General features: G+C 53.8%; 6 protein-coding genes and 5 rRNA genes. 2 read left to right on the top strand and 9 right to left on the bottom strand.

Translation table 11 applies throughout. The features are described 5' to 3' along the window. Positions 1 to 35: 35 nt before the first annotated feature. The 5 genes from AC1Z3F_RS14425 to AC1Z3F_RS14405 all read right to left on the bottom strand — a co-directional run bounded on the left by AC1Z3F_RS14425 (position 36) and on the right by AC1Z3F_RS14405 (position 7,807). A complete protein-coding gene (locus AC1Z3F_RS14425; protein WP_131090748.1) occupies positions 36 to 2,009 on the bottom strand; it encodes a M13 family metallopeptidase in 1,974 nt (657 codons plus the stop codon). Between the two features lie 178 nt (positions 2,010 to 2,187). Beyond that, positions 2,188 to 2,304 (bottom strand): 5S ribosomal RNA (gene rrf, locus AC1Z3F_RS14420). A 165-nt stretch (positions 2,305 to 2,469) separates the two neighbouring features. Continuing rightward, positions 2,470 to 5,605: ribosomal RNA gene (locus AC1Z3F_RS14415) — 23S ribosomal RNA — on the bottom strand. A gap of 329 nt (positions 5,606 to 5,934) precedes the next feature. Further along, entirely contained in the window at positions 5,935 to 6,261 is a 327-nt protein-coding gene (locus AC1Z3F_RS14410) for a hypothetical protein (RefSeq protein ID WP_262198064.1), read from the bottom strand. A 20-nt stretch (positions 6,262 to 6,281) separates the two neighbouring features. After that, positions 6,282 to 7,807 (bottom strand): 16S ribosomal RNA (locus AC1Z3F_RS14405). The 16S, 23S and 5S rRNA genes sit together here, the layout of an rRNA operon. 97 nt (positions 7,808 to 7,904) lie before the next feature. On the opposite strand from AC1Z3F_RS14405, the gene AC1Z3F_RS14400 reads away from it, so the two are divergent. After that, a complete protein-coding gene (locus AC1Z3F_RS14400; RefSeq protein ID WP_483566146.1) occupies positions 7,905 to 8,330 on the top strand; it encodes a hypothetical protein in 426 nt (141 codons plus the stop codon). Positions 8,331 to 8,774: 444 nt separating this feature from the next. Then, complete coding sequence (locus AC1Z3F_RS14395; protein ID WP_131090754.1) at positions 8,775 to 9,227, top strand: MepB family protein; 453 nt, start codon at positions 8,775 to 8,777, stop codon at positions 9,225 to 9,227. 18 nt (positions 9,228 to 9,245) lie between these two features. Here AC1Z3F_RS14395 and AC1Z3F_RS14390 read toward each other — a convergent pair whose 3' ends face one another. The 4 genes from AC1Z3F_RS14390 to AC1Z3F_RS14375 all read right to left on the bottom strand — a co-directional run bounded on the left by AC1Z3F_RS14390 (position 9,246) and on the right by AC1Z3F_RS14375 (position 14,486). Beyond that, a complete protein-coding gene (locus tag AC1Z3F_RS14390; protein ID WP_131090755.1) occupies positions 9,246 to 10,442 on the bottom strand; it encodes a type II toxin-antitoxin system HipA family toxin in 1,197 nt (398 codons plus the stop codon). Beyond that, positions 10,439 to 10,639: a helix-turn-helix transcriptional regulator gene (locus AC1Z3F_RS14385; RefSeq protein ID WP_131090756.1), complete on the bottom strand. Its 201-nt coding sequence runs from the start codon at positions 10,637 to 10,639 to the stop codon at positions 10,439 to 10,441. Before AC1Z3F_RS14385 ends, AC1Z3F_RS14390 begins: the two co-directional genes overlap by 4 nt. Positions 10,640 to 11,068: 429 nt before the next feature. Next, positions 11,069 to 11,185, bottom strand: a 5S ribosomal RNA gene (rrf, locus tag AC1Z3F_RS14380). 165 nt (positions 11,186 to 11,350) lie between these two features. Further along, positions 11,351 to 14,486, bottom strand: a 23S ribosomal RNA gene (locus tag AC1Z3F_RS14375). Positions 14,487 to 14,739 lie beyond the last annotated feature (253 nt).

The raw sequence follows: 14,739 nt of genomic DNA, 5'->3' as shown, positions 1-14,739 counted from the left end.
GTTTGCCGGTGCTCTGGTGCGTGATCGGTGGTGATTTACCAGATTTCGACGCGGTCTTCTGGGTCCAGCCACATGCCATCGCCTGGCTTGGTGCCAAAGGCTTCGTGGAAGGCGCTCAGGTTCTTGGGAACCTGGTTGCAACGGAATTCGCCCGGTGCGTGTGGGTCGGTGCGAACGCGGACCACTGCGGTTTCCGGACGGATCAGCGTACGCCAGCATTCAGCCCACGAGTAGAAGAAGCGCTGGTCACCGCTGACTCCGTCGATCACTTCATCCTCGGTGATGCCACGACCGGCAAGCTCGAGCTTGTACGCCTTGTAGGCGATGCCCAGTCCGCCAAGGTCGCCGATGTTTTCACCTAGGGTCAGCGCACCGTTGACCTGGTGCTCGGGTGCTTCGGTGGGAGCCAGTGCGTTGTACTGCTCCACCAGCTTGCCGGTCAGCTTCTCAAATGCTTCGCGGTCCTCATCGGTCCACCAGTTGGTCAGCTGGCCGGTGCCATCGTACTGCGAGCCTTGGTCATCAAAACCGTGGCCGATCTCATGGCCGATCACCGCTCCGATCGCACCAAAGTTCGAGGCGATATCGCGATCTACATCAAAGAATGGCAGGCGCAGGATGGCTGCCGGGAATGCGATTTCGTTCAGCAGCGGGTGGTAGTAGGCGTTGACGGTCTGTGGGTACATGAACCACAGTTCGCGGTCCACCCCGTCATCGATCTTCTTCAGCTCGCGCTTATACTCAAACTCATTGGCCGCGGCCAAATTGGCAATCACATCAAGCTCATTGGTGGTGATCGACGAGTAATCGATCCACTGATCCGGGTAGCCAATCTTTGGCCGGAACTTCGAAAGCTTATCCAGCGCCTTTTCGATCGTTGCCTCGCCCATCCAGGACAGTTGGCCGATAGAGATCCGGTAGGCCTCGGTCAGTCGCTGCACCAGCTGATCCATGGCATCTTTGGCCTCCGGCGGGAAATTCTTGGCAACGTAAACTTGGCCGATGTCTTCACCTACGGCGCCTTCGGTGAAGGATACGCCGCGCTTCCAGCGATCGCGGATCTGCTCCACACCGCCGAGCTTGGCGGAGTAGAAGGAGAAGTTTTCGTTGACGAAGTCACTGGAGAGGTACGGCGCGAAGGAACGCAGCACCTGCACGTTAAGCCAATTCTTCCATGCGTCTAGCGGCTGGGATTCGATGAGGCCCGCCAGACCTTCAAGGTAGCTGGGCTGCCAAACAACAACTTCGCCGTAGTACTTTGCTTCAATTTCTGCCCCGGCCAGCCAGGACTTCAGACCGTCAAAGAGTTCAAAGAGCGATTCGCCGGTCATAAGGTTGTAGCGTGCCTGAGCATCGCGTACCTTCACCCGATCCCAGTGGAATTCGGCGATAGCCTTCTCCAGCGCAACGACGCTATCGGCTGCCGAGCCCGCATCACTAATCCCGCCAAGGCTTAGCAGTCGCTGCAGGTGGTCCCGGTAATCAGCGAGGGTCTCGGCCAATTGCTCATCGTGATAGTAGGACTCGTCGGGCAGGCCCAATCCACCTTGCAGAAAGGTCAAAAGGTTTCGCTCTGGGTCCCCTGCGTCGTTCATCGCGCCAATTTCGAGGAATCCGCTAATACCCTTGCGGTAGAAAGATCCCGAGAGCTTCAGCAGTGACTGCACGGAAGTAACTTCATTAATGGCGTTGAGGTAGCCAGCGATCGGCTCTGCGCCACGCTCTTGAATCGCCGCTTCATTCATGAAGGAACCATAGAGGTGAGCGATGCGCTTGGTTGCCTCATCGGTAGCTGAGCCCGATTCGTAGGCCTTGACGGCTTCTTTGATGATGGCGTGAACGGCATCTTCGGCCTGGTCACGCAGTTCCATGAACGAACCGTAGATCCCTTGATCACCTGGGATGGTGGCCGTTTCGAACCACTTACCGTTGCTATGACGGTAAAGATCATCCTGGGGACGAACCGAATCGTCGCGGTAACGCAGCGGGCTCGTTGTCTCAGTGGTCAAGGCATGACTCCCTCGGTAGCAGAACAAGTTATTTCTACTACACACTGTAGCCAGTTCTCCGAGAATAAAGAGCTCGAGCGCCTTAGGTGCGCGGACGGCTTAACCATGGTGGTTAAACAGGTGAGGCCCCAACCAAAAGGTTAGGGCCTCAAACCAACATTCATCTTTATTAAGTTAAGTCCGGCGGTGACCTACTCTCCCACACCCTCACGAGTGCAGTACCATCGGCGCAGTGGGCCTTAGCTTCCGGGTTCGGTATGGGACCGGGCGTTTCCCCCACGCTATGACCGCCGTAACAATCACGAAGCACACAAACCAATTTTCTGGTGTTGTATGAAACGATGCGACAAAAACTACTTGTCAAGTCTCATGTTTAGTTTCGGTTGTCGAGTTGTTGTCTCGTAACCGCATAGTGAACGCGAACAGCAATGATCTTATTAGTCATTATTGTATATATTGTGTGTTGAAAGTCATCGGCCTATTAGTACAGGTCAGCTACACAAGTCTTTAGTCCTTGCTTCCACATCCTGCCTATCAACCCAGTGGTCTAGCTGGGGGCCTCACACACTCAAGGTGCATGGAAATCTCATCTCGAAGCAGGCTTCCCGCTTAGATGCTTTCAGCGGTTATCCCTTCCCAACGTAGCTAATCAGCGATGCACTTGGCAGTACAACTGACACACCAGAGGTTAGTCCGTCCCGGTCCTCTCGTACTAAGGACAGCCCTTCTCAAATTTCCAACGCGCGCAGCGGATAGGGACCGAACTGTCTCACGACGTTCTAAACCCAGCTCGCGTACCGCTTTAATGGGCGAACAGCCCAACCCTTGGGACCTACTCCAGCCCCAGGATGCGACGAGCCGACATCGAGGTGCCAAACCATGCCGTCGATATGGACTCTTGGGCAAGATCAGCCTGTTATCCCCGAGGTACCTTTTATCCGTTGAGCGACGGCCCTTCCACGAGGTGCCGCCGGATCACTAGTCCCGACTTTCGTCCCTGCTCGAGCTGTCACTCTCACAGTCAAGCTCCCTTGTGCACTTACACTCGACACCTGATTGCCAACCAGGCTGAGGGAACCTTTGGGCGCCTCCGTTACATTTTAGGAGGCAACCGCCCCAGTTAAACTACCCATCAGGCACTGTCCCTGAACCAGATCATGGTCCGAAGTTAGGTGACCGGTACAGCCAGAGTGGTATTTCAACGATGACTCCACCTGAACTAGCGTCCAAGCTTCACAGTCTCCCACCTATCCTACACAAGCTGCACCGAACACCAATACCAAACTATAGTAAAGGTCTCGGGGTCTTTCCGTCCTGCTGCGCGTAACGAGCATCTTTACTCGTACTGCAATTTCGCCGAGTTCATGGTTGAGACAGCGGGGAAGTCGTTACTCCATTCGTGCAGGTCGGAACTTACCCGACAAGGAATTTCGCTACCTTAGGATGGTTATAGTTACCACCGCCGTTTACTGGGGCTTAAATTCTCAGCTTCGCAACAAGTTGCTAACCGGTCCTCTTAACCTTCCAGCACCGGGCAGGAGTCAGTCCGTATACATCGTCTTGCGACTTCGCACGGACCTGTGTTTTTAGTAAACAGTCGCTTCCCCCTGGTCTCTGCGGCCCACACCCGCTCACAACTGCAAGAGCTGATCACGGGGCAGGCCCCCCTTCTTCCGAAGTTACGGGGGCATTTTGCCGAGTTCCTTAACCATGATTCTCTCGATCGCCTTAGTATTCTCTACCTGATCACCTGTGTCGGTTTGGGGTACGGGCGGCTGGGACCTCGCGCCGATGCTTTTCTAGGCAGCATAGGATCACCGAATCACCCACCAAAGTGGGCGCCTATCAGGTCTCAGACATCATGAACCGCGGATTTACCTACGACTCGTCCTACACCCTTGGACCAGGTCAATTCCATTGCCTGGCTCGGCTACCTTCCTGCGTCACACCTGTTAATACGCTGACCTCACTGCATCGGTTCCCACCACATCAACCAACAAAAACACCCGAAGGCATCAACAATTGGAATCCATCATGGTTAGCATCAACAGCTCAGTATGGGCGGTCCTTCGCCGGTACGGGAATATCAACCCGTTATCCATCGACTACGCCTGTCGGCCTCGCCTTAGGCCCCGACTAACCCAGGGCAGATTAGCTTAACCCTGGAACCCTTGATCATTCGGCGGACGGGTTTCTCACCCGTCATTCGCTACTCATGCCTGCATTCTCACTCGTATAGCGTCCACCGCTGGTTTACACCGCGACTTCACCCGCTATACGACGCTCCCCTACCCATCCAAACGCCCAATCCGAAGACCAAGCAAATATTTGAATGACGCAACTTCGGCGGTGTGCTTGAGCCCCGCTACATTATCGGCGCGGAATCACTTGACCAGTGAGCTATTACGCACTCTTTCAAGGGTGGCTGCTTCTAAGCCAACCTCCTGGTTGTCAAAGCAACTCCACATCCTTTCCCACTTAGCACACGCTTAGGGGCCTTAGTTGGCGTTCTGGGCTGTTTCCCTCTCGACTATGAAGCTTATCCCCCACAGTCTCACTGCTACGCTCTCACTTACCGGCATTCGGAGTTTGGCTAACGTCAGTAACCTTGTAGGGCCCATTAGCTATCCAGTAGCTCTACCTCCGGTAAGAAACACGTAACGCTGCACCTAAATGCATTTCGGGGAGAACCAGCTATCACGAAGTTTGATTGGCCTTTCACCCCTACCCACAGCTCATCCCCTCCATTTTCAACTGAAGTGGGTTCGGTCCTCCACACGCTCTTACACGCGCTTCAACCTGGCCATGGGTAGATCACTTCGCTTCGGGTCTAGATCACGCCACTCAAACGCCCTATTCAGACTCGCTTTCGCTACGGCTTCCCCACACGGGTTAACCTCGCGACGTAACACTAACTCGCAGGCTCATTCTTCAAAAGGCACGCCATCACCCAGGAACAAGTCCCAGGCTCTAACGGATTGTAAGCGCACGGTTTCAGGTACTATTTCACTCCCCTCCCGGGGTACTTTTCACCATTCCCTCACGGTACTGATTCACTATCGGTCATCAAGTAGTATTCAGGCTTACCAGGTGGTCCTGGCAGATTCACACAAGGTTTCACGGGCCCCGTGCTACTCGGGTATCAACACTAGAACGGCAGACACGCATTACACCTACGGGACTATCACCCTCTATGGTCCGGCATTCCAACCGATTCACCTATACGCCTGCACCTCATCCCACCAGCAAGATAGCGCTGGTACATGTCAACCCCACAACCCCGATGATGCAACGCCTATCCGCTATCACACACCAACCGGTTTAGCCCCATCCGCGTTCGCTCGCCACTACTAACGGAATCACTATTGTTTTCTCTTCCTGCGGGTACTGAGATGTTTCACTTCCCCGCGTTCCCTCCACACAGCCTATACATTCAGCTGCAGGTCACACCACATAACATGGTGCGGGGTTCCCCCATTCGGAAATCCTGGTCTCAACGTCCGGTTATCGACTCCACCAGGCTTATCGCAGATTCCCACGTCCTTCATCGGCTCTTGATGCCAAGGCATCCACCGTGCGCCCTTAAAAACTTCAACACAAAACAAAGTTCTCAGAATTGAGCAATAAAACAATCTAACAAAATCACACAGACAAGACTCAAACACCCCACAACCCAAGGAAAAAGGGTCATAAGACTCATCTCATCTGCAAGATGCTCGCGTTCACTATACAGTTCCCAAACAACAACCCCACACCCCCACAAACACACCCACCAACAACAACCCAAAAGGACCATTGCTCGTACCGAGCATGCCTGCAGCAAACAGAGGACAAACACCGAAACACCAAGAACCCCGCCACCCAAGAAGACAATCAACCAACCATCACAACACCAACCCCAAAAGGCCAGCACCGCAACACTTGATCAAATCATCCACCAGGGACGGAGGCTTGTTGCCTCAAAACCCAACAGCATGCCAAACCATACAAACCACACACCATCAACACCCACATTCCAACACCACCACCACACACCAACAAACCCACCCAAAAGGACGGATTCATTCATGTGAAGTAACAATGCGTACTCGCAAGCACCAACACCATACAGCCACAGCCAATACCCCGACACACACCCCAACCACTCATAATGAGGACCAGCGTGCACACGTTTTCCAGTATTGAGTTCATTGATATTCCACCCATGAGCAACCCACCCGTACAACACTCGTGCACAGACATGGGCAACCATAATAATGGTTAGCTCCTTAGAAAGGAGGTGATCCAGCCGCACCTTCCGGTACGGCTACCTTGTTACGACTTAGTCCCAATCGCCAGTCCCACCTTCGACGACTCCCCCCACACAAGGTGGTTAGGCCATCGGCTTCGGGTGTTACCAACTTTCGTGACTTGACGGGCGGTGTGTACAAGGCCCGGGAACGTATTCACCGCAGCGTTGCTGATCTGCGATTACTAGCGACTCCGACTTCATGGGGTCGAGTTGCAGACCCCAATCCGAACTGAGACCGGCTTTTAGGGATTAGCTCCACCTCACAGTATCGCAACCCATTGTACCGGCCATTGTAGCATGCGTGAAGCCCAAGACATAAGGGGCATGATGATTTGACGTCATCCCCACCTTCCTCCGAGTTGACCCCGGCAGTCTCCCATGAGTCCCCACCACTACGTGCTGGCAACATGGAACGAGGGTTGCGCTCGTTGCGGGACTTAACCCAACATCTCACGACACGAGCTGACGACAACCATGCACCACCTGTGAACCAGCCCCGAAGGGAAACCCCATCTCTGAGGCGGTCTGGCACATGTCAAGCCTTGGTAAGGTTCTTCGCGTTGCATCGAATTAATCCGCATGCTCCGCCGCTTGTGCGGGCCCCCGTCAATTCCTTTGAGTTTTAGCCTTGCGGCCGTACTCCCCAGGCGGGGCACTTAATGCGTTAGCTACGGCGCGGAAAACGTGGAATGTCCCCCACACCTAGTGCCCAACGTTTACGGCATGGACTACCAGGGTATCTAATCCTGTTCGCTCCCCATGCTTTCGCTCCTCAGCGTCAGTAAATGCCCAGAGACCTGCCTTCGCCATCGGTGTTCCTCCTGATATCTGCGCATTTCACCGCTACACCAGGAATTCCAGTCTCCCCTACATCACTCTAGTCTGCCCGTACCCACCGCAGATCCGAGGTTGAGCCTCGGACTTTCACGGCAGACGCGACAAACCGCCTACGAGCTCTTTACGCCCAATAAATCCGGATAACGCTTGCGCCCTACGTATTACCGCGGCTGCTGGCACGTAGTTAGCCGGCGCTTCTTCTGCAGGTACCGTCACTTTCGCTTCTTCCCTACTGAAAGAGGTTTACAACCCGAAGGCCGTCATCCCTCACGCGGCGTCGCTGCATCAGGCTTTCGCCCATTGTGCAATATTCCCCACTGCTGCCTCCCGTAGGAGTCTGGGCCGTGTCTCAGTCCCAGTGTGGCCGGTCACCCTCTCAGGCCGGCTACCCGTCGTCGCCTTGGTGAGCCATTACCTCACCAACAAGCTGATAGGCCGCGAGTCCATCCCCCACCGATAAATCTTTCAACAACCCACCATGCGGTAAGAAGTCATATCCGGTATTAGACCCAGTTTCCCGGGCTTATCCCAAAGTCGGGGGCAGGTTACTCACGTGTTACTCACCCGTTCGCCACTAATCACCCGTGCAAGCACGGGGTCATCGTTCGACTTGCATGTGTTAAGCACGCCGCCAGCGTTCATCCTGAGCCAGGATCAAACTCTCCATAAAAAAATAAAAAGCCATCAGCAACCCCTCGGAAAATAAGGGCGAAACCAATGAAGTCCTGGCGAATAAAAAACACTCAAGAACATCACACGGGGGTGCAATGCCTCAAGCAAATGTTATGTATTCACCAAATAAAATAAATATTCGGTATCAACAAACTTGGCACACTATTGAGTTCTCAAACAACAAACACTTACCGGTTCTTTACCCACCATTTCAGGCGGTAATTTCGTCCAGCGTTATATTCAAATCTTATCACCGTGAATTTCTGAAAGTCAAATCAATTGTTTGTGATTTGAGTCAGTATTCATGGTTCCCATTCTTCAACATCTTTTCCACAGTGACCTGTGCAAAACCGTTGATATTCTGGGGTTTTGCCTCCGATTTACATCCGGTTATTTCTTCCGTTTTGCTCTCGGCGACAAGGAAAAACTATACACAGGTTTGGGGGGTCGTGCAAATCGGTGAGGTGGTTTGTGGCGGTGACCGTGCACACTTAATTTCGGCGGTGTTGCTTCGGCCCTGAATTTAGGCTCAGTCACTGCCCATAATTGGCGTGGTCGCGCTCAGCAGTTAGTTGCTGGTTCATCGAGGCGTGGCGCATCAGATTTCTGAAAAGGTCGTAATCGCTGTCCCATAAGACGGACCGGCATACTAGGAGCGCTGTATCAGTGGCAGCACACCCGCCGTAGCTATAACTGCACACGCAGGAGCGTGACCGGGCAAGACTGTCACCCAAGAAAGTAGCGAGCTCGAAGACGGTGCTCGCCCTACAACCACCTAGGTCTCAGCAGACTACCAACACGGTCCGGCTGTCCCTGATGACCTAGCCCATGACAAGTCATGCGGTTCTACGCAGGTACCCACCCGTCCGATACGGTGTAGGAGCAGTGCACTCCGAATCCACGGAAGCCGCTAGTAGTAACCGGCCAGAGCACTGCAGCTGCCTTGGTGGTCAACGGAAAGCGGGATGAAGTCTTTGAAGTACACCGTGTTAGAACGATACTGCCTCCTCACCGGGCAAGAGCACAGTGAGCTGACTGCCGAAGAGCAGCACAGCGATTACCAAGCCGGGGTCACCGAGATCGACGGACAACGGTGGAGAATTCGGACCGCAAGGATCACGCCAACGAAGTCAGGTGGGTTCGTAGCCATATGGCAACGAGACGCAACCGGGGCTACCGTGCCCTTCGAGTCTGAAGTCGGACTCCATGGAGTCATGGTTTTCATCGAAGAAGCCGAACACTTCGGAGTCTTCCGGTTCACTCAACAGCACCTGGAGGCTCTGGGCGTCTTCGCCTCAGCAAACGCTCCAGGTAAACGCGGCTTCCGTGTCTATCCATCCTGGACCACTGGGCTAAAGGGCCAAGCGAAGAAAAGCCAAGACGAGCAGCTACCCGCATTCTCGGTACTAGCAGACTAACTATTAGTGCCTAGAGACCTACTCCAGCTCCATGCGCCGGAACCTCAGCTCTCGTTGAGCACCCCGAAGAGGCGACCCATCAAACGGGAGTTCTTCGAGATCCACCGCCATGGCCGCTTTCATGGCAAGCTGGTTAGCCGATTGAGTTGCACGCTCAGTTAGTCCAAGCTCGGCTGCAAGTTCCGTCCAGTGCTTCTTCTTGAGGTTTTTTGCTTTACCCGCAACCGTCAGCGCCATAGTGTCATCGCCGTAGACCAAGGTGCAGGGGATGTCATAGATGGGCGCAACGCTAAACCGTCCATGCTCATCGGCCAGGATCGAAGCATTCTTTCCATGCAAGTCGCCGTTGCCAGTCAGCCAAGCAAAGAGGAACTGGATGTAAAGATTGCGTCTGGCGAGCACCGGGGCCTGGCACTGACGCGCTAGTGCCTCGATAACTTGTTCCGTACTCACGGCATACTTGCTCGCAGGCGGAAGGTTTAGTACCTGGATGGCATCCTCGAGCGCTAAGCGAAGCGGATTATCCGGTCCCCCACTGGCTTTGCGGTCGAACCGCTCAACCAACAGTCCTGAGTTGCCCACTGAGTCCCGAACGATCCGGTGATTTGCCACCGGAAGTTTGAGCGCCCGTGCAGCATCTAGATGTTGTGCCTCATTCACCACCAGATACGGGTGGTCTCGAGGATCAAGCTTGAGCAGATAGGCGTTGCTCTTGAAGTTCACTGGCGTTGTCAGCATCGTTGCGCTGATCTTATCCTGCACGCCAGGTATGGAGTGTCGATCAAGAGTATGTGCGAGAACAGAGAAGTCGAGGTTGGCTGCGTTACTGAATTCAGCAACCACAGGAGTCTGTTCTAAGGCAGAGCCTGTTGGGACTATACGAACATTGCCTGGGGTGTCAGAACCAACGGCCATCAACAGCGTCAGCTCGTCAGACAGGCTGGTCTTAGTCGCGTCTTTGAGGACAGTGAGCCGGTGGCCTTCTGGCAATAGACCAGAGAAGAACGCCGGCAGCGCACCGCCGGGTCCAACGTACGAATCCGAAGAAACCGGCAAAGATGTAGCAATCGCCGAACCGCCACCTGCCAGATAGGTTTCGCCATAGCTGAAGGCGACACTTCCGTCGGTTTGCCGGACCAGATAGCCAGCCAGACTTTCGTTGCAGTAGACATCGGCTTGGGTGACAAGCTTGAGTTCCTGGAGTTGCGGGGTCATTTGGCCACGGCGATCCGCAGGCCGAGCACATTCGCTACAGAAAGCACTGCTTCTATGGATGGGTTTCCTGCTCCGCGTTCTAAGGAGCGCAGCGTACGTTCAGAGATGCCGGCTAGCTCGGCCAACTGCTCCTGAGTCAGACCATTCTGTTTTCGTGCGCGTTGCAGTTCGGCACCGAGTTCCGTCACTGAGTTCATGAATGATCTTCTTTCGGCAGTATCTCGCCGATTGGCGACATTCTGCTCTCTATCATTCATCACGTCGCCCAATTCGGCAAGAAATTACCGAAATTCCAATAGAGCGACGGTTAGTGCCCATCAAAAGATCCGATAGGCAGGATTATGCCGATATGAGACTGCCGAGCACTGGATACGGATATCTGCAGAGTAGTAATTGCGGCACCACCTGGTGCCTGTTCCGTGTGCTACCTGGAACCTGCCGGCCCGTCATCCTCGTCGGCGGCTGTAGCCGGCAGCTGTCACCAGTTCGTTAAACAGAAAAAAGGGGGTCGAGCTTCAGCTCAACCCCCTACCAACCAGCAACCAACCCACCGTTGGTGGTTAAACAGGTGAGGCCCCAACCAAAAGGTTAGGGCCTCAAACCAACATTCATCTTTATTAAGTTAAGTCCGGCGGTGACCTACTCTCCCACACCCTCACGAGTGCAGTACCATCGGCGCAGTGGGCCTTAGCTTCCGGGTTCGGTATGGGACCGGGCGTTTCCCCCACGCTATGACCGCCGTAACAATCACGAAGCACACAAACCAATTTTCTGGTGTTGTATGAAACGATGCGACAAAAACTACTTGTCAAGTCTCATGTTTAGTTTCGGTTGTCGAGTTGTTGTCTCGTAACCGCATAGTGAACGCGAACAGCAATGATCTTATTAGTCATTATTGTATATATTGTGTGTTGAAAGTCATCGGCCTATTAGTACAGGTCAGCTACACAAGTCTTTAGTCCTTGCTTCCACATCCTGCCTATCAACCCAGTGGTCTAGCTGGGGGCCTCACACACTCAAGGTGCATGGAAATCTCATCTCGAAGCAGGCTTCCCGCTTAGATGCTTTCAGCGGTTATCCCTTCCCAACGTAGCTAATCAGCGATGCACTTGGCAGTACAACTGACACACCAGAGGTTAGTCCGTCCCGGTCCTCTCGTACTAAGGACAGCCCTTCTCAAATTTCCAACGCGCGCAGCGGATAGGGACCGAACTGTCTCACGACGTTCTAAACCCAGCTCGCGTACCGCTTTAATGGGCGAACAGCCCAACCCTTGGGACCTACTCCAGCCCCAGGATGCGACGAGCCGACATCGAGGTGCCAAACCATGCCGTCGATATGGACTCTTGGGCAAGATCAGCCTGTTATCCCCGAGGTACCTTTTATCCGTTGAGCGACGGCCCTTCCACGAGGTGCCGCCGGATCACTAGTCCCGACTTTCGTCCCTGCTCGAGCTGTCACTCTCACAGTCAAGCTCCCTTGTGCACTTACACTCGACACCTGATTGCCAACCAGGCTGAGGGAACCTTTGGGCGCCTCCGTTACATTTTAGGAGGCAACCGCCCCAGTTAAACTACCCATCAGGCACTGTCCCTGAACCAGATCATGGTCCGAAGTTAGGTGACCGGTACAGCCAGAGTGGTATTTCAACGATGACTCCACCTGAACTAGCGTCCAAGCTTCACAGTCTCCCACCTATCCTACACAAGCTGCACCGAACACCAATACCAAACTATAGTAAAGGTCTCGGGGTCTTTCCGTCCTGCTGCGCGTAACGAGCATCTTTACTCGTACTGCAATTTCGCCGAGTTCATGGTTGAGACAGCGGGGAAGTCGTTACTCCATTCGTGCAGGTCGGAACTTACCCGACAAGGAATTTCGCTACCTTAGGATGGTTATAGTTACCACCGCCGTTTACTGGGGCTTAAATTCTCAGCTTCGCAACAAGTTGCTAACCGGTCCTCTTAACCTTCCAGCACCGGGCAGGAGTCAGTCCGTATACATCGTCTTGCGACTTCGCACGGACCTGTGTTTTTAGTAAACAGTCGCTTCCCCCTGGTCTCTGCGGCCCACACCCGCTCACAACTGCAAGAGCTGATCACGGGGCAGGCCCCCCTTCTTCCGAAGTTACGGGGGCATTTTGCCGAGTTCCTTAACCATGATTCTCTCGATCGCCTTAGTATTCTCTACCTGATCACCTGTGTCGGTTTGGGGTACGGGCGGCTGGGACCTCGCGCCGATGCTTTTCTAGGCAGCATAGGATCACCGAATCACCCACCAAAGTGGGCGCCTATCAGGTCTCAGACATCATGAACCGCGGATTTACCTACGACTCGTCCTACACCCTTGGACCAGGTCAATTCCATTGCCTGGCTCGGCTACCTTCCTGCGTCACACCTGTTAATACGCTGACCTCACTGCATCGGTTCCCACCACATCAACCAACAAAAACACCCGAAGGCATCAACAATTGGAATCCATCATGGTTAGCATCAACAGCTCAGTATGGGCGGTCCTTCGCCGGTACGGGAATATCAACCCGTTATCCATCGACTACGCCTGTCGGCCTCGCCTTAGGCCCCGACTAACCCAGGGCAGATTAGCTTAACCCTGGAACCCTTGATCATTCGGCGGACGGGTTTCTCACCCGTCATTCGCTACTCATGCCTGCATTCTCACTCGTATAGCGTCCACCGCTGGTTTACACCGCGACTTCACCCGCTATACGACGCTCCCCTACCCATCCAAACGCCCAATCCGAAGACCAAGCAAATATTTGAATGACGCAACTTCGGCGGTGTGCTTGAGCCCCGCTACATTATCGGCGCGGAATCACTTGACCAGTGAGCTATTACGCACTCTTTCAAGGGTGGCTGCTTCTAAGCCAACCTCCTGGTTGTCAAAGCAACTCCACATCCTTTCCCACTTAGCACACGCTTAGGGGCCTTAGTTGGCGTTCTGGGCTGTTTCCCTCTCGACTATGAAGCTTATCCCCCACAGTCTCACTGCTACGCTCTCACTTACCGGCATTCGGAGTTTGGCTAACGTCAGTAACCTTGTAGGGCCCATTAGCTATCCAGTAGCTCTACCTCCGGTAAGAAACACGTAACGCTGCACCTAAATGCATTTCGGGGAGAACCAGCTATCACGAAGTTTGATTGGCCTTTCACCCCTACCCACAGCTCATCCCCTCCATTTTCAACTGAAGTGGGTTCGGTCCTCCACACGCTCTTACACGCGCTTCAACCTGGCCATGGGTAGATCACTTCGCTTCGGGTCTAGATCACGCCACTCAAACGCCCTATTCAGACTCGCTTTCGCTACGGCTTCCCCACACGGGTTAACCTCGCGACGTAACACTAACTCGCAGGCTCATTCTTCAAAAGGCACGCCATCACCCAGGAACAAGTCCCAGGCTCTAACGGATTGTAAGCGCACGGTTTCAGGTACTATTTCACTCCCCTCCCGGGGTACTTTTCACCATTCCCTCACGGTACTGATTCACTATCGGTCATCAAGTAGTATTCAGGCTTACCAGGTGGTCCTGGCAGATTCACACAAGGTTTCACGGGCCCCGTGCTACTCGGGTATCAACACTAGAACGGCAGACACGCATTACACCTACGGGACTATCACCCTCTATGGTCCGGCATTCCAACCGATTCACCTATACGCCTGCACCTCATCCCACCAGCAAGATAGCGCTGGTACATGTCAACCCCACAACCCCGATGATGCAACGCCTATCCGCTATCACACACCAACCGGTTTAGCCCCATCCGCGTTCGCTCGCCACTACTAACGGAATCACTATTGTTTTCTCTTCCTGCGGGTACTGAGATGTTTCACTTCCCCGCGTTCCCTCCACACAGCCTATACATTCAGCTGCAGGTCACACCACATAACATGGTGCGGGGTTCCCCCATTCGGAAATCCTGGTCTCAACGTCCGGTTATCGACTCCACCAGGCTTATCGCAGATTCCCACGTCCTTCATCGGCTCTTGATGCCAAGGCATCCACCGTGCGCCCTTAAAAACTTCAACACAAAACAAAGTTCTCAGAATTGAGCAATAAAACAATCTAACAAAATCACACAGACAAGACTCAAACACCCCACAACCCAAGGAAAAAGGGTCATAAGACTCATCTCATCTGCAAGATGCTCGCGTTCACTATACAGTTCCCAAACAACAACCCCACACCCCCACAAACACACCCACCAACAACAACCCAAAAGGACCATTGCTCGTACCGAGCATGCCTGCAGCAAACACAGGACAAACACCGAAACACCAA

The sequence above is a fragment of the Glutamicibacter sp. MOO4 genome, assembly GCF_056934395.1.
Note: the sequence above shows the minus strand (reverse complement) of the source record. Positions and strands in the feature narration are given on the sequence as shown.

What these genes read in the sequence shown, in the direction of transcription:
- AC1Z3F_RS14410 (WP_262198064.1), bottom strand. Translation starts at nt 6,261, where the DNA reads ATGGTTGCCCATGTCTGTGCACGAGTGTTGTACGGGTGGGTTGCTCAT.
- AC1Z3F_RS14400 (WP_483566146.1), top strand. Translation starts at nt 7,905, where the DNA reads ATGCCTCAAGCAAATGTTATGTATTCACCAAATAAAATAAATATTCGG.
- AC1Z3F_RS14395 (WP_131090754.1), top strand. Translation starts at nt 8,775, where the DNA reads ATGAAGTCTTTGAAGTACACCGTGTTAGAACGATACTGCCTCCTCACC.
- AC1Z3F_RS14390 (WP_131090755.1), bottom strand. Translation starts at nt 10,442, where the DNA reads ATGACCCCGCAACTCCAGGAACTCAAGCTTGTCACCCAAGCCGATGTC.
- AC1Z3F_RS14385 (WP_131090756.1), bottom strand. Translation starts at nt 10,639, where the DNA reads ATGAACTCAGTGACGGAACTCGGTGCCGAACTGCAACGCGCACGAAAA.